This window comes from Actinophytocola sp. NPDC049390, from assembly GCF_044466355.1.
Classification (GTDB): Bacteria; Actinomycetota; Actinomycetes; order Mycobacteriales; family Pseudonocardiaceae; genus Actinophytocola.
This window is the reverse complement of record NZ_JBITMQ010000001.1, coordinates 446,189-463,770: the sequence shown is the minus strand read 5'-3', so window position 1 is coordinate 463,770 and position 17,582 is coordinate 446,189. Positions and strand designations below refer to the sequence as shown.

Annotated in this window: 23 protein-coding genes; 19 read left to right on the top strand and 4 right to left on the bottom strand. The window is 70.8% G+C overall.

Features of this window, described 5'->3' with window-relative positions:
• The first annotated feature begins 146 nt into the window (after positions 1–146).
• From ACIBVP_RS02070 to ACIBVP_RS02000, 15 genes are all read left to right on the top strand, one after another.
• Positions 147–377: an acyl carrier protein gene (locus ACIBVP_RS02070; RefSeq protein ID WP_396104089.1), complete on the top strand. Its 231-nt coding sequence runs from the start codon at positions 147–149 to the stop codon at positions 375–377.
• Positions 374–1,930, top strand: a complete 1,557-nt coding sequence (locus ACIBVP_RS02065; RefSeq protein WP_396104088.1) for a long-chain-fatty-acid--CoA ligase — start codon at positions 374–376, stop codon at positions 1,928–1,930. The genes ACIBVP_RS02070 and ACIBVP_RS02065 overlap by 4 nt, the downstream gene beginning before the upstream one ends.
• A 40-nt stretch (positions 1,931–1,970) precedes the next feature.
• Positions 1,971–3,227, top strand: a complete 1,257-nt coding sequence (locus ACIBVP_RS02060; protein ID WP_396104087.1) for an SDR family oxidoreductase — start codon at positions 1,971–1,973, stop codon at positions 3,225–3,227.
• A 22-nt stretch (positions 3,228–3,249) separates the two neighbouring features.
• Complete coding sequence (locus tag ACIBVP_RS02055) at positions 3,250–4,188, top strand: isopenicillin N synthase family dioxygenase (RefSeq protein WP_396104086.1); 939 nt, start codon at positions 3,250–3,252, stop codon at positions 4,186–4,188.
• Positions 4,189–4,213: 25 nt separating this feature from the next.
• Positions 4,214–4,831 carry a hypothetical protein gene (locus tag ACIBVP_RS02050; protein ID WP_396104085.1) on the top strand — a complete coding sequence of 206 codons (618 nt, stop codon included), beginning with the start codon at positions 4,214–4,216 and terminating at the stop codon, positions 4,829–4,831.
• Positions 4,828–5,724: a transglutaminase domain-containing protein gene (locus tag ACIBVP_RS02045; RefSeq protein WP_396104084.1), complete on the top strand. Its 897-nt coding sequence runs from the start codon at positions 4,828–4,830 to the stop codon at positions 5,722–5,724. The genes ACIBVP_RS02050 and ACIBVP_RS02045 overlap by 4 nt, the downstream gene beginning before the upstream one ends.
• A 2-nt stretch (positions 5,725–5,726) precedes the next feature.
• Positions 5,727–5,972: a hypothetical protein gene (locus tag ACIBVP_RS02040; protein ID WP_396104083.1), complete on the top strand. Its 246-nt coding sequence runs from the start codon at positions 5,727–5,729 to the stop codon at positions 5,970–5,972.
• A gap of 1 nt (position 5,973) precedes the next feature.
• Complete coding sequence (locus ACIBVP_RS02035) at positions 5,974–7,245, top strand: aspartate aminotransferase family protein (protein ID WP_396104082.1); 1,272 nt, start codon at positions 5,974–5,976, stop codon at positions 7,243–7,245.
• Positions 7,246–7,276: 31 nt separating this feature from the next.
• Positions 7,277–7,609 carry a DUF190 domain-containing protein gene (locus ACIBVP_RS02030; RefSeq protein ID WP_396104081.1) on the top strand — a complete coding sequence of 111 codons (333 nt, stop codon included), beginning with the start codon at positions 7,277–7,279 and terminating at the stop codon, positions 7,607–7,609.
• A 23-nt stretch (positions 7,610–7,632) separates the two neighbouring features.
• Positions 7,633–8,100, top strand: coding sequence for a fluoride efflux transporter CrcB (gene crcB, locus ACIBVP_RS02025; RefSeq protein WP_396104080.1), 468 nt, complete (start codon positions 7,633–7,635; stop codon positions 8,098–8,100).
• The gene (locus tag ACIBVP_RS02020) at positions 8,100–8,411 is read left to right on the top strand and encodes a DUF190 domain-containing protein (RefSeq protein ID WP_396104079.1); all 312 of its coding nucleotides are present in this window, start codon (positions 8,100–8,102) and stop codon (positions 8,409–8,411) included. Before crcB (ACIBVP_RS02025) ends, ACIBVP_RS02020 begins: the two co-directional genes overlap by 1 nt.
• Positions 8,408–8,776: a fluoride efflux transporter CrcB gene (gene crcB / locus ACIBVP_RS02015; RefSeq protein ID WP_396104078.1), complete on the top strand. Its 369-nt coding sequence runs from the start codon at positions 8,408–8,410 to the stop codon at positions 8,774–8,776. Before ACIBVP_RS02020 ends, crcB (ACIBVP_RS02015) begins: the two co-directional genes overlap by 4 nt.
• Positions 8,777–8,780: 4 nt before the next feature.
• Positions 8,781–9,407 carry a class I SAM-dependent methyltransferase gene (locus tag ACIBVP_RS02010; RefSeq protein ID WP_396104077.1) on the top strand — a complete coding sequence of 209 codons (627 nt, stop codon included), beginning with the start codon at positions 8,781–8,783 and terminating at the stop codon, positions 9,405–9,407.
• Positions 9,408–9,640: 233 nt separating this feature from the next.
• Entirely contained in the window at positions 9,641–9,772 is a 132-nt protein-coding gene (locus ACIBVP_RS02005; protein ID WP_396104076.1) for a hypothetical protein, read from the top strand.
• Positions 9,773–9,959: 187 nt separating this feature from the next.
• Positions 9,960–10,604 (top strand): phosphoribosyltransferase, encoded by a 645-nt coding sequence (locus ACIBVP_RS02000; RefSeq protein ID WP_396104075.1) that lies wholly within the window; start codon positions 9,960–9,962, stop codon positions 10,602–10,604.
• On the opposite strand, the gene ACIBVP_RS01995 is transcribed toward ACIBVP_RS02000, so the two are convergent.
• Complete coding sequence (locus ACIBVP_RS01995) at positions 10,585–10,767, bottom strand: hypothetical protein (protein ID WP_396104074.1); 183 nt, start codon at positions 10,765–10,767, stop codon at positions 10,585–10,587. The genes ACIBVP_RS02000 and ACIBVP_RS01995 overlap by 20 nt on opposite strands.
• 336 nt (positions 10,768–11,103) lie before the next feature.
• Between ACIBVP_RS01995 and ACIBVP_RS01990 the strand changes: the two genes are divergently transcribed.
• Complete coding sequence (locus tag ACIBVP_RS01990) at positions 11,104–12,960, top strand: LamG-like jellyroll fold domain-containing protein (RefSeq protein WP_396104073.1); 1,857 nt, start codon at positions 11,104–11,106, stop codon at positions 12,958–12,960.
• Positions 12,961–13,078: 118 nt separating this feature from the next.
• Here the strand turns inward: ACIBVP_RS01990 and ACIBVP_RS01985 are convergent, their stop codons facing one another.
• The 3 genes from ACIBVP_RS01985 to ACIBVP_RS01975 all read right to left on the bottom strand — a co-directional run bounded on the left by ACIBVP_RS01985 (position 13,079) and on the right by ACIBVP_RS01975 (position 14,829).
• A complete protein-coding gene (locus tag ACIBVP_RS01985) occupies positions 13,079–13,318 on the bottom strand; it encodes a multiprotein-bridging factor 1 family protein (protein ID WP_396104072.1) in 240 nt (79 codons plus the stop codon).
• Positions 13,319–13,416: 98 nt separating this feature from the next.
• On the bottom strand, positions 13,417–13,827 hold the full coding sequence (locus ACIBVP_RS01980) for a nuclear transport factor 2 family protein (protein WP_396104071.1): 411 nt from the start codon (positions 13,825–13,827) through the stop codon (positions 13,417–13,419).
• Positions 13,828–13,956: 129 nt separating this feature from the next.
• Complete coding sequence (locus ACIBVP_RS01975) at positions 13,957–14,829, bottom strand: peptidoglycan DD-metalloendopeptidase family protein (RefSeq protein ID WP_396104070.1); 873 nt, start codon at positions 14,827–14,829, stop codon at positions 13,957–13,959.
• A 462-nt stretch (positions 14,830–15,291) separates the two neighbouring features.
• On the opposite strand from ACIBVP_RS01975, the gene ACIBVP_RS01970 reads away from it, so the two are divergent.
• The 3 genes from ACIBVP_RS01970 to ACIBVP_RS01960 all read left to right on the top strand — a co-directional run.
• Positions 15,292–15,804: a YbaB/EbfC family nucleoid-associated protein gene (locus tag ACIBVP_RS01970; protein WP_396104069.1), complete on the top strand. Its 513-nt coding sequence runs from the start codon at positions 15,292–15,294 to the stop codon at positions 15,802–15,804.
• A 6-nt stretch (positions 15,805–15,810) separates the two neighbouring features.
• Positions 15,811–16,128 carry a WXG100 family type VII secretion target gene (locus ACIBVP_RS01965; RefSeq protein ID WP_396104068.1) on the top strand — a complete coding sequence of 106 codons (318 nt, stop codon included), beginning with the start codon at positions 15,811–15,813 and terminating at the stop codon, positions 16,126–16,128.
• Between the two features lie 4 nt (positions 16,129–16,132).
• On the top strand, positions 16,133–17,582 hold a 1,450-nt coding region (locus ACIBVP_RS01960), incomplete at its 3' end, for a WXG100 family type VII secretion target (RefSeq protein WP_396104067.1).

The following is a 17,582-nucleotide window of genomic DNA, read 5'->3' as shown; positions in this document are numbered from 1 at the left end:
CGGTTTTCGGTGCGTCACAAGGCGTTCCAACCTCGGTGCGAGCGCGGCGCAACCGCGCCCGGCGCAGTTACCGGGCAGTGGTTTCGGCCATGTTTACTCCACGGACAACGGTGTTGTTCGAATTCGCGCCAGTGAATGGAATGCACATGTTAGAGGGGCGTGTACGCGACGTGATCGCGTCGGTGTTGTCGATGTCGCCTGGTGAGCTGCCTGCCCGGCTGTCGCCCGAGACGGTGCCGGGCTGGAGCTCGCTGTGCCAGGTGCAGCTCGCGCTGGCGCTCGAGCAGGAGTTCGGCGTCGAGGTCGACCCGAACGTCATCCCGGACCTGGTGTCCGAGGCGGCGATCCTGGACTACGTGCGGGAGGTGGCCGCGTGACCGGCACGCACGTGCCGCACCTGCGCACGGTGCACGACGTGATCGCCTACCGCGCGCGGGAGCGGCCCGGCCACGTCGCCGTGATCTGCGAGGACCGCATGGTCACCTACGGCGGCCTGCACCGCTCCAGCACCAGGACCGCCAACGCCATGCACCGGTCCGGTGTGGAGGCCGGGGACCGGATCGCGTACCTCGGCAAGGAGTCCGAGCAGTACTACGACATCCTCGTCGCCGCCGCGAAGGCGGGCGCGGTGCTGGTGCCGATCAACTGGCGGCTCACCCCCGCCGAGATCCACCACATCCTCCTCGACTCCGGCGCCACCCTCCTGTTCGCCGACGACGACTTTCTGGACGTCACCGCGAAGCTCAAGGCCGACCTGCCCCGGCTGCGGCGCATCGTGCCGATCCCCGCGCTCGCGGACTGGCGCGGCACCGACGACACCGATCTCGCCCCCGCGTTCGGTGAGGAGGCGCCGATCGCGCAGGTCTACACGAGCGGCACGACCGGCAACCCGAAGGGCGTGGTGCTGGCGCACCGCAGCTTCTTCGCCGTGAAGGACGCGCTGGTGTCGGCCGGGCTGGACTGGATCGACTGGCGGGCCGGCGACGTGAGCCTCATCGGCATCCCCGGCTTCCACATCGGCGGCCTGTGGTGGTCGATCCAGGGGTTCAGCGCGGGTGTCACGATGGTGTCGGTGCCGGTGTTCGCCGGGCACCAGGCCGTGCGGCGGATCCGGGAGCTCGGCGTCACCACCGCGTGCATGGTGCCCGCGCAGATGCAGATGATGCTCGCCCCGCCCCGGCCGCGCCGCACGGACTTCGCGTCGCTGCGCAAGATCGTCTACGGCGGCTCACCCATCTCCGAAGCGCTGCTCGAACGGTGCATCGAGACGTTCGACTGCGACTTCGCCCAGATCTACGGCCTGACCGAGAGCGGGAACACGGCCGTGTGCCTGCCGCCGTCCGAGCACGTGCCCGGCGGGCCGCGCATGCAGGCGGCCGGGCGGCCCTACCCGGGTGTGGACGTCAGGATCGTCGACGCCGACGGCGATCCGGTGCCCGCCGGGCAGGTCGGCGAGGTGTGGCTGCGCACCCCGGCCGCGATGCTCGGGTACTGGGGCCTGCCGGACGCGACCGCCGCGACGCTGGCCGACGGCTGGCTGCACACCGGCGACGCGGGCCGCCTCGACGACGACGGGTTCCTGTTCATCCGCGACCGCATCAAGGACACCATCATCGTCGCGGGCGAGAACGTCTACCCCGCGGAGATCGAGAACGCCGTGTCCGCGCACCCCGCCGTGCTGGAGGCCGCCGCGGTCGGTGTGCCGCACGAGCACTGGGGCGAGGTCGTGCACTGCTTCGTGGTGCCGAAGCAGGGCGAGACCGTGACCACCCGCCAGCTCGTCGCGTTCCTCCGCGGCCGCATCGCCGACTTCAAGATCCCGTCCGGCTTCGAGCTGACCGACTCGTTGCCACGCAACCCCAGCGGCAAGATCCTGCGGCGCGAGCTGCGGGAACGGTTCTGGCAGCACCTCGACCGCCGCGTGGCATAGCGGCACCCACCGACCACCCTCACGAAACAGGCGGTACCTCATGCGAATCACCCTGCGGCACAACAGCGACCGGCTCGCGTTACTCACCGGACGGCCCCGACTGTTGTCCCTCCGCTACTCGGCCGACCCGGCCATCGTCTCCCGTGCGCTGCCCCGTCGTGCCGACGACGAGCGCAAGACCGTGCTCCTGCTGGGCGGCAACGGGTTCGTCGGCATTCACTTCCTGCACGACCTGCTCGACGACGAGCGGGTCGAGAAGGTGTACGCACTCGTCCGTCCGAAGGGGACGAACTCGGGCGTGGCCCGCATCGCGCGGCAGGCACGCAAGTACAAGATGGCCCTGCCCGAGTCGGACAAGCTGGTGGTGCTGGAGGGCAGCTACCTCGACCCGTCGTTCGGCCAGGACGAGGCCACGTACGAGGAGTTGCTGTCCCAGGTGGACGTCGTGATCGACGCCGCGGGCGGCACGACCCACGAGTACCCGTACGCGCGGTACCGCCGCGAGAAGGTCCTGCCGACGATCACGCTCGCCGAGTTCTGCCTCACCCGCAGGTACAAGACGCTGCACGTGATCGGCTCGGTCGGCAGCGAGGTCTACACGAAGCTGCGCGACTTCTACCGGCCCAGCTTCTTCTTCTGCGGCTACAGCAAGATGAAGTACGTCGTGAAGCACCTGTCGCTGACGATGAACCGCGCGGGCGTGCCGATCAACGTGTACCAGGCGCCGTTCGCGCTCGGCGGGCCGGGGACCCGGTTCAAGGACCCGGGCATGGAGTACTCGTTCTGGAACATGGTCTGGCACATGGTGCAGCAGGGCAGGACCTACCAGTTCGGCGGCACCAACCCGATGGTGGCCGGTGACGTGCTCGCGCGGGCCGTGCTGAACAACGCGCTGTCGCCCGCGCCGCGGCCGATCAGCTACCCGGTGACGCCGGTGACGAACGAGCTGCTCGCCGAGCGGTTCGGGCTGGACCTGGTGCCGTACAAGGAGTTCCGTCGTGGGCTCGTGCGGGCCAACCGGTTCCGCGTCGGCGAGGTCAAGTGGCGCAACCCGATCTCCAGCACGCGCCGCGAGTGGCAGCGCGCGAGCTTCGTGCGCTCGCTGTTCCCCCGCTGCCTGCCGACGCTGCTGACCGACATCGACAAGGCCGTGCAGGCCCCGGCGGTGCCGCTGAACGCGGGCATCCCGGCCATCGACGTGCTCGAGGCGAACGCCAGGAACATCCGCAAGATCGCGAAGGACCTGCCGGTCCGCGCGACCGAGGACCAGGTGGCCGCACCGCGGGCCGCTGCCTGAGACACCACGGACGGGGCGCGAGATGAGCACACGAGAGATCGACGAGTTCGTGCCGGTCATCGATCTGTCCACCCGGGACACCGAGGAGGGCAGGGCGGCCATCGCCGCCACCATCGGCAGGGCGTGCGAGACGTCGGGGTTCTTCACCATCGTCGGCCACGGGCTGGCGCCCGAGCTGGTCAACCGCATGTACGCGACCACGAAGGGCTTCTTCACCAGCCCCGAGGAGGAGAAGGACCGCAGCCTCAACCAGGGGTCCGGCGTGTCCGGGCTGCGTCGGGTCGGCGGCCCGTACGAGGCGTTCGCCGCGCACGTGACCGGGGACCGCTCCGACGAGGAGCGGGCCGCGCTCGGGCCGCACCCCGCGACGTGGAAGGCCGCGAACATCTGGCCGGACGAGGACTTCAGGGCGACCTGGTACGACTACATCGCGGCGATGACCGACCTGTCGGCGGACGTCATGCGGCTGTTCGCGCTGGCACTGGGCCTGCCGGAACGGTTCTTCGACGACAAGTTCGACAACCACGTGTCGCTGATCCTCGCGAACTACTACTACGCGGGGCCCGACCCCGAGGCGCTGCGGCGGGAGAAGCACACCGACTGGGGCAGCCTGACCGTCCTGTACATCGAGGACGAGCTGGGCGGCCTGCAGGTGCGGCGCGGCGACGAGTGGCTGGACGTGCCGTCGATCCCCGGCAGCTTCGTGGTCAACATCGGTGACCTGATGGCGTTCTGGACGGGGGGCCGCTGGGCGTCGACCGTGCACCGTGTGGTCACGCCGCCGGACGCGGCGGTGCGGTCGCGGATCTCGATCCCGTTCTTCTACCTGCCCAACCACGACGCCACGATCGAGCCGATGCGGCCGCTGGCCGAGGCGAGCGCGGAGTCCGAGCTGGAACGGGTGACGGTCGGCGAGTGGTTCTCGCACAAGATGCAGTCGGTCTACAAGGCCGCCGCCTGAAACACAGCCTGAGAAGAGGTGCGCCATGCGGCTGGAGACGCGGGAACTGCGAGGACGTGAGACGTGGCGGGCGGCGCGGCTGCTGGCGCACGCCTACCGGGACGGCACGATCTGGGCGGCGGCGGGTGACGTGGCGCGGTGGCGCAAGCAGGCCGGGCTGACGCTGCTGTACCTGGCCGAGCTGGTGATCTGCCGGTGGGAGAAGGGCTTCACGCTCGTCGCGGTCCGCGGCGAGCGGCTCGACGGGGTGATGATCTCCTACACCCACGGTGAACGGCCCACCCCGTGGTGGGGCTGGCTGCTGCGGTCGTTCGCGTGCGTGTTCGCCGGGCCGGTCGCCGTGACACGCCTCGTGCGGGTCTCGAACGACCTGGAACGGCTGAAGCCCGAGGAGCCGCACGTCTGGTACGCGGTGCTGGGCAGGCGGGACGACGCGCCCGGCGTCGGGTACGCGCTGCTGCGCGCGGGCCAGGCACGGGCGGACGCGCTCGGCCTGCCCGGGTACCTCGAGACGTCCGCGGGCGAGGAGCAGGTGCGGATCAACGAGATGCTGGGCTGGGAGCTGCGCGACGAGTACGTGCTGCGCACCGGCGCGGTGGTTCGCACGATGTGGCGGGACTGCCCGGTGAAGGTGGCGTCGTGACCAGCGCGCTGTCGCTGGACGGGGTGTTCCTCGTCCCGCCGGAGCACCACGTGCCCGACACAGACCGGGCCGCGGCGACGCAGCTGCTCGGCTGCGACGACCGGACGCTCGACACGCTGGTGCGGCGTGGCCTGACCGTGCGGGACGACCGGTTCGACGGCCGCGACCTGTTCAACCTCGCACTGCACTCCGGCACCGGCCGGACGGTGCCGGAGCAGGCGTTCGCGTTCTCGCTGCGGTGGATGCGCGGGACGGCCGAGTCGCTGCTCGCCCCGCGCACGCTGTCGTTCACCCTCACGGCGGCGTGTAGGTGCGCGGACGTGGTGCTGGCGCTGCCGAGGCCCGACCGGTACGGCGGTGCCGTCATCCCGGCACCCGAGGCGGACGTGGTCGCGGGGACCACCGTGTCGGCGACCATCCGCACCGAGGGCAGGGCGGTGCCGCTGCGGTCACCGGTGCTGCGCGGGCTCGTCGAGGAGTTCGCCGCGCTGGGTGTGCGGTGGGTGAAGCTGCCGGACGCGTTGCGGGAGGACGAGTCGCTGGTCACCACGCACCGGGTGGCGACGTGTGAGTCCGCGAGCCGGTGGCTGGCGCGCCGCTGCCGCGAGGCGGGGTACGCGGCGAGGACCAGGATCGGGTGGGTCGTCGGCATGCTCGACCTGGTGCACGCGTGGGTCGAGGTGACCGACGACGACGGCGAGACCAAGGTCGTCGACCTGATCTTCGCCGGGTTCGCCGCGGGCGTGCCGGGCGCGAACCCGCTGCTGACCGACCCGGCGGTCGCGCTGCGCACGAACCGGCTCGTGCCGACCGGGTTCGAGGTCGGTGCGAGGGTGGCGCGCCACGATTGCGACGCACCCGTCACCGTCCGGATCAAACCCGTCAAGGAGTGACCGTGAACGTGCCACAGTTCATCACCGACTTCCTGCACGCCAAGTGCCCCGACGCCGGGCCCGTCGGCGAGCACGAGGACCTGGTGCTCACCGGCGTGCTCAACTCGATGCACTTCGTGGAGCTGCTGTACCTGATCGAGTCCGAACTGGACACCGAGATCTCCATGGACGACGTGTCCAGTGAGGACTTCCGCACGATCGCCAGGATCCGCGACCGGTTCTTCCCGGCCCTGCCCGAGGCCGCCTGAGATGGTCGCGCTCGACGAGGCGCTGGCGAAGGCGCGGGCCCGGTTCGTCGCGGACAACCCGGCGAGCCGGGCCGCGCACGAGCAGGCGGCCGCGCACCTGCCGGGCGGCAACACGCGGACCACCCTGTTCTACCCGCCGTTCCCGCTGACCATGGCACACGCCGAGGGCTGCCGCCTGACCGACCTGGACGGGCACACCTACGTCGACCTGCTCGGCGACTACACGGCGGGCCTGTACGGGCACGACAACCCGGTGATCCGCAAGGTCGTCGAGGCCGCGCTCGACCGGGGGTGGAACTACGGCGCGCACGGCAGGGACGAGGCGCTGTTCGCAGCCGTGTTGTGCGAGCGGTTCCCGAGCCTGGAGCTGGTGCGGTTCACCAACTCCGGCACGGAGGCCAACCTGCTGGCGCTCGCCACCGCGACCACGTTCACGGGCCGCGACACGGTCCTCGTGTTCACCGGCGCCTACCACGGTTCCGTGTTGTCCTTCGGCGACAAGGACTTCCCCCTCAACGTGCCGCACCGGTTCGTCGTCGCCGAGTACAACGACCTCGCCGACACGGCGGCGGTGCTCGACCGGCACGCCGACGACCTGGCCGCGATCCTGGTCGAGCCGATGCTGGGCAGCGGCGGCTGCCTCCCCGCCGACCCGGCGTTCCTCGCGTACCTGCGCCGCCGGGCAGACGAGACCGGTGCGCTGCTGGTCTTCGACGAGGTCATGACGTCGCGCATGTCGGGTGGCGGGTTGCAGGAGCTGCTCGGCGTCACCCCGGACCTGACCACGCTCGGCAAGTACACGGGCGGTGGCATGACGTTCGGCGCGTTCGGCGGCCGCGCGGACATGATGGCGATGTACGACCCGCGGCGCCCCGGGTACGTGGCGCACGCGGGGACGTTCAACAACAACGTGCTCAGCATGGCCGCCGGGTACGCGGGGCTCACCGAGCTGTTCCCGCCCCCGGCCGCCCGCGAGCTGTTCGAGCGCGGGGAACGCCTGCGTGCCAGGCTGAACGCGATCGCCGAGGGCACCCCGATGACGTGGACCGGCATGGGCAGCATGCTCACCGTCCACTTCGGCACCGGCGAGATCACGACGCCGCGCGACCTGCGGCCCGCACCGGAGTACCGGGAGCTGTTCCACCTGGAGATGCTGGCCCGCGGTTTCCACCTGGCGCGCCGCGGCATGATCGCGCTGAGCCTGCCGGTCACCGACCGGGAGTGCGACGAGTTCTGCGCCGCGGTCGCGGACTTCGCGTCCCACTCCGGTTGACCGGACCCCGGCCGCGGCGTGTACTCGGGGCATGAAGTTGTCCGGGCGCGCGCTGCGGCTGACCGTCATCGTCGGCCTGAGCGACCAGTGGCAGCACCGGCCCGTGTACGCCGAGGTGGTGCGGCGGGCGCACAAGGCGGGCCTGGCCGGCGCCACCGTCGTGCAGGGCATCGAGGGGTACGGCGCCAACTCGCGGATCCACACCACGCACCTGTTCCGGCGCAGCGAGGACCGGTCGATGGTGGTCGTGATCGTCGACGCGGAGGAGAAGATCCGGGCATTCCTGCCGCAACTGGACGAACTGGAAGTGGACGGCCTCGTGCTGCTCGACGAGGTGGACGTCGTCCGCTACGTGGCGCCGTGAACAGGTACCGTCCCGAACCGAGCATGACCAGAACCGAGCCGACCGACCCGCACGTCGACCTGCGCGCTCCCGCGCGGCGCCGTGAGCGGGTCCGCGGGCACCTGCCGGTGCTCGGCGTGATCGCGCTCGGCGGCGGCCTCGGCGCGCTCGCCCGCTACGGCCTCGCCACCGCGCTGCCCGCCGGGCCGCGGCAGTTCCCGTGGGCCACGTTCGGCGCCAACGTCGTCGGCTGCTTCCTCATCGGTGTGCTCATGGTCCTCGTCACCGAGGTCTGGGTTGCGCACCGGCTGGTGCGGCCGTTCCTCGGTGTCGGGTTCCTCGGCGGGTTCACGACGTTCTCCACGTACGCGGTCGAGATCCACGGCCTCCTGCGACCGGGAACCGTCGGCGTCGCCTTCGCCTACCTGGCGGGGACGCTCGTCTGCGCGATGCTCGCGGTGCTCGGCGCCGTGTGGCTCACGCGCCTGGCCCTTCGCGGCAAGGGGGCGTGATGCGCGCGCTGCGGCTGACGGTCCTCGTGGGTGCGGACGACACCTGGCACCACAAGCCCGTCTACCACGAGATCGTGCTGCGGGCCCACGACGCGGGACTGGCGGGTGCGACGGTCATGCGCGGGTGCGAGGGCTACGGCGCGTCGTCCGTGCTCCACACGGACCGGATCCTCAGCCTCACGGAGAGCCTGCCGGTGGTCGTGCTCATCGTCGACGCGGAGGAGCGGATCCGTGGCTTCCTGCCGCGGCTCGACGACCTCGTCACCGAGGGCATGGCCGTCGTCGACGAGGTCGAGGTGGTGCGCCGATGACCGCCGTGCTCGTGTTCCTTGGCGCCGCGGTCGGGGCGCCGCTGCGGTATCTCACCGACCGGCTCGTCCAGTCCCGCCACGACAGCCTGTTCCCGTGGGGCACGCTGACCGTGAACGTGGTGGGCAGCCTCGTGCTCGGGGTGCTCGCCGGGGCGGGCGCCGCGGTCCCGCACGGCGTGCTCGCGCTGGTGGGGGTCGGGTTCTGCGGCGCGCTGACCACGTACAGCACGTTCAGCTACGAGACGCTGCGGCTGGCGGAGCAGCGGGCGTACGTCCACGCCGCGGCGAACGTGGTCGTGACGCTCGTCGCCGGGCTCGGTGCCGCGTTCCTCGCGTACGGCGCCACGGCCGCACTGCTTCACTGACGGCATGCACTGGCTGACGAACACCAGAACGTCCTACGACGCGGTGGCGAAGGGATACGCCGCGCAGATGCGCGACAGCCTGACCGACAGGCCGTACCTGCGCGGCATGATGACGTTGTTCGCCGACCTGGTGCGCGGGGCGGGCGACGGCCCGGTGGCGGACGTGGGCTGCGGTCCGGGCCACGTGACGGCGTTCCTGCACGAACTGGGGCTGGACGCGTTCGGCATCGACCTGTCCCCCGGCATGATCGAGGTGGCCCGCCACGACCACCCCGGCATCCGGTTCGAGGTGGGCTCGATGACCGACCTCCCGCTCGCCGACGCGTCGGTCGCGGGCCTGCTCGCGTGGTGGTCACTCATCCACGTCCCAGACGACGAGGTGCCCGTCGCGCTGGCACATTTCCGGCGCGTCGTCCGGCCGGGCGGCGTGGTGATGCTCGGCTTCCACGAGGGCAACGGCACCACCCACAAGACGAACGGCTACGGCGGTCACCCGATGGACGTGTACATCCATCGCCGTCCCCAGGCCCGTGTCGCGGCATGGCTGCACCAGGCGGGCTTCACGGTGGAAGCCGGCATCAGCCTCGACCCGACCGGGCGCCTGCCGGGCGCCGTGCTGTTCGCCCGCTGACCCTGCCGTTTGCCCTGTTCAGAGCCGGTTGGTCCGAAGTGGACTGTCCAGGTGCACGCGGCGGTGCGCCAGTAGTCGAAAGCAACTCATCACGGTCGCGCCACGTCACCCAGTCCTCGCGCGGACACGCGGTGTGCAGTCCACTTGACACCTCGGGAGCGGGGCGCAGTAGTGTCCAGTTCGAGCGGGGCGTGTGGGAGCGCCGCGCTTGTCAGGGGAACCGGGGAGGATCCATGTCCGAGCAGAGCGTGATGACCACGCCGATTTTCGACGAACTGGTCAACGAACTGGGCAAGCCGCCGCAGCGTGACAACGCGGCGGCCCAGCCCGAGAAGAACGACGACCAGGCACGCGAGGGCCGCTGAGGCAGTGAACCGGACCGTCTGAAACGGTCCAGCGGTCGACGAACCCGCCGCGACATCCGCCGCGGGCTGGATACTTCTGTGCCTGTGATCACGCCATCGGGTGAGATTCGGGGCGCCGCGGTGGTTATGGGTGGGCGCGGGTGGTTATCCGACAGCCATGCGCCCGACATCCGGCAGGTCGACGGTGATGACCACGAGGTTCATCGACCGGGAACACGCGGGCAGGGAACTGGCGGGCAGGCTTGCCGGTCACGTCCGCACGGACCGGCCACTGGTGCTGGCGTTACCCCGTGGCGGTGTACCGGTCGCCGCGGAGATCGCCGCGGCCACGGGCGGTGATCTGGACATCGTCGTCGCACGCAAGATCGGTGCGCCCGGGCAGCCGGAGTTCGGCGTCGGCGCGCTGGCCGAGGACGGCCCACCGGTGCTGGACCGCGGCACCCTCGCGGATCTCGGCGTCACGGACGACGAACTGGCGGCCACGATCCGCGACGAGCGCGCCGAGATCGCCCGCCGCAGAGACCGCTACCGGGGCGGGAAGCCTGCCCCGGCCGCGACCGACCGCGAGGTGATCCTGGTCGACGACGGCCTGGCGACGGGCGTGACCGCTCGCGCGGCGCTGATGTGGTTGCGAGAACAGCGGCCGCGCCGCGTGGTACTGGCCGCGCCGACGTGTTCCGCGCAGGCGGAACGGGACCTGGCCGAGTACGCGGACGAGATCGTGTGCCTGCACGTGCCGCCGTACTTCTACGCGGTGGGGCAGGCCTACGCGGACTTCCGCCAGCTGACGGACGCGGACGTGACCCGCGTTCTCAGCGGGGCTCACCGCTAGTCGCCTTGGAACTCGGCACGACGCCGAAGGCGGTGGTGACGACGAAGACGCTGATGACGACGAGCAGGTGGTCCACGCGCATGCCGGGGACGAACACCTTCAGGACCAGGTGGACGATCTCCCCCACGAGCAGGCGCGTGAACGCGACGTTGATCCAGGACATGACACTCGATCCCCTCGATCGGATTCGCTGCGGCTACCCAGGGGTTCGCGGGACAAACCGCGACCGGAGAGGATTCACCGTGCCGGCTGGACATCCGCGGCCGCTCGACGGTGTCGAAGCGGGGACTCGTGACCGCGGTCCAGAAGGCCAACCGTCGTCAGACGCGCGCGAAAGCCTGACACCACAAGCAATGCGCTGACGGACTCGTTGGCCACCGGGCGCCGGCCACCGACACGTCGGCTCCGCCGCGACCCGGTTGTCCACAACGCCAAACCGTTTCCCGCCGTTCGACCGCACGTCACCCGGCAGCCAGAACCTCCGCAGAAGCTGTCCGGCGTGAACACCGCGCCAAGATCGAACGACGTCTCACGCCGCAGCCTCCTCTGGGCGGCCGCCAGCGCTCCGGTAGTAGCCGCGGGCGTCGCGGCAACCGGAGGCACGGCAGCCGCCGCCACCCCCGGCCACCGCCCGGACCCGGACGCGCCGCGCTTCGCGCTGGCCGTCCTCCCGGACACGCAGTACCTCCTCGACGAAGGCGGGTCCGACCCCGAACCCGTCCGCGCGGCGCTCGACTGGCTGGTCCGGTCGAGCAAGGAGGGCAACATCGCCTTCATGACCCAGCTGGGCGACGTCACCGAGCACGGCACGGAAACCGAGATGCGCCTCGCCGACCGCGTCTTCCGGACCGTCGACGGCAAGCTCCCCTACAGCGTCCTCGCCGGCAACCACGACGTCTCCGGCGACGACCAGCGCGGCGACACGCCATACCTGCGCACCTTCGGCCCCCACCGTTTCCGCCACGACAGGACCTTCGGCGGCGCCTCCCCCGACGGCTACCACAGCTTCCACGTCCTCAAGGCCGGTGGCCGTCAGTGGCTCGTGCTCGCACTCGACTGGCGAGCCTCCGACGCGGGCATCACGTGGGCGCAGCGGATCATCGACACGCACCCCACGCTGCCCGCGATCCTCACCACCCACGACCTGGTGTGGGCCGACGACGAGGGCGTCGCGCACCTCTCCGACAACGGCCGCCGCCTCTGGGACCGGCTCATCCGGCGCAACGACCAGATCTTCCTCGCGCTCGGCGGGCACTACTGGCCGCCGGGCCGCACCACCATGACCAACGACCACGGCAACCCCGTGCACCTGCACATCACCAACTACCAGGACCGCTACTACGGCGGCGCCGGGATGGTGCGGCTCTACCACTTCGACCTCGTCCGCGACGTGATCGACGTCGAGACGTTCTCCCCGTGGCTGCGCGGGCGGGTCACCGACGACCCGACGTTGCTGGAGGAGGAAACCGTCGAGCTGACCGGCGACGTCGACCGGTTCAGCGTCCCGATCGACTTCGACGCCCGGTTCGCCGGGTTCGCGCCGCCCGCGCGGCCCGCGCCACGGCCGCCGCGTGCGGTGATGCCGCGCGGCACGGTCGCGTACTGGCGCTTCGACCGCACCGGGCTCGCGGGGGCGGGCACCGACGGCGCACCGGTCGCGCCCGGCACGGTCGCCCCCGACCTGAGCGGCAACGGCAACGACCTCACCGCGCAGCTGCTGCACGCGAGCGCGGCGGAGGCACTGACGTGGTCGCCCGAGCACCACACGTCAGCGCCCGCGCACGCGAGCCTGCGCTTCGACGGCGGGAAGCAGCCCGACCGCGGCGCCGTGCTCCGCACCGGGCCGGGCGCGCCGCTGAACGCCATGACGTTCGAGTCCGGCTACACGATCGAGACGTTCATCAAGCTGCCGTCGCCGTTCGCCGGCGACCACGCGTGGATGGGCATCCTCAGCTGGGAGGGCCGCGCCGGTGACGCCGGCAAGCACAGCGGCTGGTCCGACGACGAGCCGACGTGCAGCCTGAACCTGTCCGGCGAGCGGTTCCTGCAGTTCGTCGTGTACCCGGTGCCCGGGGACGCCGACCCGACGTCGTGGAGCCACGCCGTGCCGGTCGGCCGGTGGATGCACGTCGCCGTGGTCAACGACGGCAGGCACACGACCATGTACGTCGACGGTTCCCGGATCGCGCGGAACGCGTCCGAGACGTCGACCGGCATCTCGACGCTCGGCAAGCCGTTCGCGATCGGCGGCACCCAGTTCGCGGAGAAGTACGGCCAGGGCTTCTACGGTTGGATCGGCGACACCCGAATCGTCGCCCACGCACTGCGCCCCACCCAGTTCCTCACAGCGACCTAACAAACAACCACCGCGAGTCGCGCTCCCAGACATACCGAGTTGTGTCTTTCGTGTAGGTCCTCGAGTGCACGAAACGTACAACTCGGTGTGTGTGAGAGCGCGACTCGCGGTGTTTGGGTTACTCGCCTGCCGCCGCCCGTTCGAACTCGGTACGCGCCTGGCCGGACAAACCGAGCCCGGCGGCGATGAGCCGGACGGTGTCCCGACGTGGCCGACTGACCCGGCCCCGCTCGAGGTCCCTGATCGCCCGGACACTGACCGTGGACCGGGCGGCCAGCTGCCGCTGGGTCGCGCCAAGATCGCGCCGGTGACTCCGCATCAACTCGCTGAAACGGGACTGAACCCGCTGCACCTGCATGCCTGACAAGCATGCGGACGGCGTTATCGCGGAGACATCACGCACAGCGGGTGCCCGCGATAACCCCGTGATAAGGCGTCCGCGTTGGCGGGGCGGGGTCAACCAGAAAGGTGGACGAAGAAGTACCGTTTCATCGACCGCAGCAGGCCGCTGGGCGCGATCGTGAAGATGTCGGTGAAGTCCACGTCACGCGGGTGGCCTTCGGCGTCGATGCCCGCGTAGTGCCCGATGGCGATCACGTTGCCCGCGGCGGCGAACACCGAGGTCACGGTGTTCGTGCCCGACGTGCCGGACGCACGTGCCGCGAGCCACCCCTCGATGGCCGCCCGGCCACGCACGTCACGGCCGTCGGGCCGCACCAGGACGGCGTCCGGCGCCAGCAGCGACCCGTAGCCGTCGACGTCACCGCGATCGAGATAGTCGTAGCTCAGCCAGACATGCTCGACCCCGATCCCGGCGACCACCACCGCGCTCGTCACCGGCTCTGTTGAGTCGTCACCCCAGATCACGGGTCCCCATCTGTCGACCGGCCCCACGGAAAGCCAGATCCACCACGCAGGCCCGCTCCGCCGGGGCGAGCGGAGCGGGCCTGACGACGTCTACGCGCGGCGGTTGCCGAGACTACTGTTCACCCGACCTCAACCGCAGCAGATGTTGTAGCCGTGGTTCCGCCAGAACAACGACGGGCTCGGGTTGTCGAGAACGGGGTCGCCGGTGCTGTCCGACGCGCTCTCGTGCCTGCCAGGGCGGTACTCGACATGCGTGTGCGTGGCGGTGGCGCCGCGGTACTCCTCGGTGCCGACCTGCTGGCCGCGGCTGACGAACTCACCGACCGCGAGCCCGTTCGACGGGTTGAGATGCAGGTAGATGATGGTGAAGTCGTGATCCCGGTTGTAGATCGCCAACTGGGACAGGCCGCCGCTGCCGTTGCTGCCCTCGGTCTTCCTGATCACGAAGCCCTGGGTCAACGAGTACACCGGGACGCCGAAGCCGCGCGCGAAGTCGATCCCCTCGTGCCTGCCGGACGTGTTCACGTAACCGTCGAAATAGGAGGTGATGCGGCCGGCGTCGGTGTGGTAGAGGCCGGTCTCGAGCCAGTCGTTGGTCACCAGGCCGAGCATGTGCCCGACGTTGTTGTTGTACGTCGAGGACAGATTGCCCTTGACCCCGTGCGTGTACGAGTCGATCGGGCCGGTCCAGCCACCCTTGGCGAACTCGGTGACCACCGCGTCCCGCCGGTTCCACACCGAGGCCGCGTTGTTCCGCACGCACTGGCCCCTCCCCGCGCCGTCACCGAGGAAGTGGTAGCAGTCGGCGCCCGTGCCGTAGTCCCGGACCGACCCGTTGAAGTCGCTGACCGAACCCTGCTGATTGCTGTTGTAGTAGAGGCAGAACTCGCCGTCCTCGCAGACGCCGTTCCGTGCCGTCGCGGCCTGCGCCAACGGGGTGACCAGGAGAGTGCCGCCCAACACCAGCGCCACGCCGAGCAGCGCGACCATCGCTCTTCTCAACGACTTTCCCTTCTCCTCGAATACCGGCGAATTCGCCAGTTCGCGACGGTACGGACGGGGCCGACGCCCGGGAAGACGTGACAGGAAAACTGCCGCTCAGTCGGCGACCGGGGAGCGCGCGGGCACACGACTGTCTGAATGAGACAGAGCGACCGCGTCCGGCGGGTCGTCCGGCCCGAACCTGCCGGGGCACCGATACGGACCTCGGGCCGCATCGGGTCGAGACGAGATCACCGACCCGCGGCGAGGTGCCCTCCGGGCGCCGGGCTCGCCGCGGCGGATCGGGTCGCCGGCCGCGATCATTGTCGATCTTGCGGGTTGTGCCCACCGCTGTCGGTGGTGTGTGTGAAGCTGTAGCGGCGTCGCACACGTCGTCGTGGAAAAAAGTCGGAATCCGATGAATCCGAACCACGCGTCCGTGCGTCGGAGCCCGTGACAGTCCCGCGAGGGGGAAGCAGAACGATGTCCGAACGAGACGACCGCAGGGCGCAGCTGGAGGCGCGCAACGCCGCCATGCGCGAGAACGTCGCCGCGCTGATGAGCGACCTGCGGCGCCGCACAGCCGACCTGGCGGACGCGCAGGCCAGGGCGAACGCGGTCACCGGCAAGGCCACCTCCGAGGACGGCCTCGTCCGCGCCGAGGTGAACCCGGCCGGTGTGCTCACCAACATCGAGTTCTCCTGGGCCGCGTTCGACCGGCACACGCCGGAGAGCCTCGCCAAGGCAGTGGTGCAGACCGCGCAGGCCGCGGCTCGTACCGCGCGCGAGCAGGTCGAAGGCGCGCTCGCGCCGCTCACGGAGGACACCCCGGACCTGTCGAACCTCTTCGAGGGCGCGCCGTCGTTCGGCGACCTGCTGCGCCCGCCGGCCCCCGAGGACGCGACCGCGGCGGAGGACGACCGCCCGTCGCGGCCGAGGTCACGCCACGACGAGGACGACGACGACAGCGGCAGCAGCATCTACGGGAGGGACTAGGCGCCCATGCCTGACGGATTCAACGTCCAGACCGACCGGCTCCGGCGGGGAGCCGACGGCTTCGGCAGCTCCGGCGACGCGCTGACCCAGGCGGGCACGACGCTCGGCAGCGCGCTCGACGCGCAGGGCGAGTGCTGGGGCAACGACGAGTCCGGGCAGACGTTCGCCAAGGACTACGTGCCCAACTCCCAGAGCGTCCGCGACGCGATCGGCTCGCTGGCCGAGGCGCTGCACGCGATCAAGACCGCGCTCGTGGAGTCGGCGAACTCGTACGAGAACGTCGACGACAAGAGCCGCGACGGCTACCGGGCGATGGAAGGCTGAGCAGTTGTCGATCACCATCCCACCAGAGATCACCTGGCTGTTCCCGATCGTCGTCGGCGAGAGCTGGCCGGAGGGCGACGAGGACAAGCTCCGCGCGCTGGGTGACGCCTGGCGCGCCGGGGGCGTCGACATCGGCGAGGTCATCGCCCAGGCGAAGACCGCGGCCGACCAGGCCATGGCCGGGATGGACGGCAAGGCGGCGGACGCGTTCGAGCAGTACTGGAACCAGTTCGTCGAGGGCTCGGAGGCCTACCTCACCCAGCTGCAGGAGGCCTGCGAGGGCCTCGGCGACTCGTGCGACAACTGCGCGCTCGAGGTGGAGTACGCCAAGTACTCGATCATCGCCGCGCTGATCCTGCTCGCGATCGAGATCGCCGCCATGATCGCGGCGGCCTTCGGCACGTTCGGCGCGTCCACCGCGGGCATCCCGATCGCGCAGGCCGCCACCCGCATCACCGTTCAGATGATCTTCCGCCAGCTGATCATGGCCATCCTCAAGGAGGTCCTGATCGAGGTCGGCATCGACGTCGCCATCCAGGGCCTGCAGATGGCCAAGGGCGACCGCACCAGCTGGGACTGGAGCAAGACCGGCAACGCCGCCCTGTCGGGCGCGATCTCCGGCGCCATCGGCGGCGGGCTCGACTTCGTCCCCACCCGGGCCACCGGCCTCGGCGGCAACATCGCCGAGGGCGCCGTCCGCGGCGGCGTCGAGGGCGTGGCGTCGACGGTCGCCACGGCCGCGATCACCGGCCAGGACATCACCGCGGGCGACCTGCTGCGGGCCGGTGTGTCCGGTGGTGTCGGCGGTGGGATCGGCGGCGCCAAGACCCACTTCGACACCCCGGACGTGGGCACGCCGGGCAGCCCGAACGTCCCGGGCACTCCGGGTTCGCCCAACTCGCCGGGCACTCCCGGCTCGCCGGACGGGCCGCCGACGCCGTCGCCTTCCTCGCCGTCGCCTTCGTCGCCCGGTGCCAACACGCCGGACGGGCCGTCCACGCCGACCCCGTCCACGCCGACCCCGGACAGCACGACGTCGGCCAGTGGGTTCTCGCCGTCACCGGACGGGCCGTCGACGTCCAACTCGCCGGGCACCGGCGCGCCGCCGCGGCTTCCGACGGGCGGGCCGGGTGACGGCGGGTCGCAGAACACGCCGAGCGGGTACAGCGCACCGGGTGGTCAGCCGGGTGGTTCGCCGTCCCAGTCGCCAGGGGGTGGCGCCCCTCGACCGGGTGGGCCCGCGCCGAGTTCCGCGAGTAGCTTCTCCAGCCCGGGCTCCAGCTCGCCAGGCGGTTCCTCCCCGGGCGGTTCCTCGCCGGGCAGCTCCTCGCCCGGTGGGTCTGCACCGGGCAGCTCCTCACCGGGCAGCTCCTCACCGGGCAGCTCCTCACCGGGCAGCTCCTCACCGGGCAGCTCCTCACCGGGCAGCTCCTCACCGGGCAGCTCCTCACCGG